At 72.6% G+C, this 804-nt stretch carries 1 pseudogene; it reads right to left on the bottom strand.

Annotation, left to right across the window (positions count from 1 at the left end):
• Nucleotides 1-798 (bottom strand): annotated as a pseudogene (locus tag B7L92_RS38135) (ATP-binding protein); the annotation flags it as partial.
• Nucleotides 799-804 lie beyond the last annotated feature (6 nt).

Genomic DNA, 804 nt, shown 5'->3' with positions numbered 1-804 from the left:
CACCGTGCGCACGGTGACCGACACACTGGTCCTCGGCGGTGAGTACTCGGTCGCGTTGGCGAGCAGTTCCGCGACGAGGTGGATCAGGGGTTCGACCACCGCCGCGGTGATGCCGACATCGGGGTCGCCGGTCACCTCGACACGCTTGAACGAGACGATCCGGCCCGAAGCGGCGCGCACCACGTCGACCAGCGCCAGCGGCTTCTGCCACTGCTGGCCCGGCCACTCCCCGCACAGCACCTTGAGGCTCTGGGCGTGCCGGGCCTGCTGCGTCGCCGCGTGGTCCACCTGCATCGTGGCCTCGAGCAGGCCCGAGTCGCCGGGGTAACGTTCCGCCACGCCCGTGATCGTGGCCTGGATCCGGTGTGCCGAGGTCTGGACCCGGCTCGCCAGCTCGACCAGCGCGATGCGCTGCGACTCCTCACGCTCGTCGAGCGCCTCGGACACGTCCGAGAGCAGCTTGTCGAACCACTTGGAGAGCTCCGCCACCAGCGGCTCCCCGCTCTCCGGGGACGGGGGCACCGCGTCCCCGGAGAGAGCGGCGGGAAGCCGCTTCGCCACGAGGAACTCGGCTTCCTGGAGGGCCGCGCCGAACTGCTTGCGCACATAGGTGTGCCATTCGGCATCGCGGCGCGCGGCCTCCACCTCCCGCTCGTGTATCTCGGTGTGCAGGCGTGCCGCCTCCGCCGCGCTCGCCCGGTGCCGCCCCCTCAGGCGCACGAGGCAGCCGAGGGCCAGGAGGGAGACGGCCGCATGGACCACGGCCGCGGCCACGCCGAGGCCGGCGACGGGCACCACGGCCGC

This window comes from Streptomyces viridosporus, from assembly GCF_002078235.1.
Classification (GTDB): Bacteria; Actinomycetota; Actinomycetes; order Streptomycetales; family Streptomycetaceae; genus Streptomyces; species Streptomyces viridosporus.
Note: the sequence above shows the minus strand (reverse complement) of the source record. Positions and strands in the feature narration are given on the sequence as shown.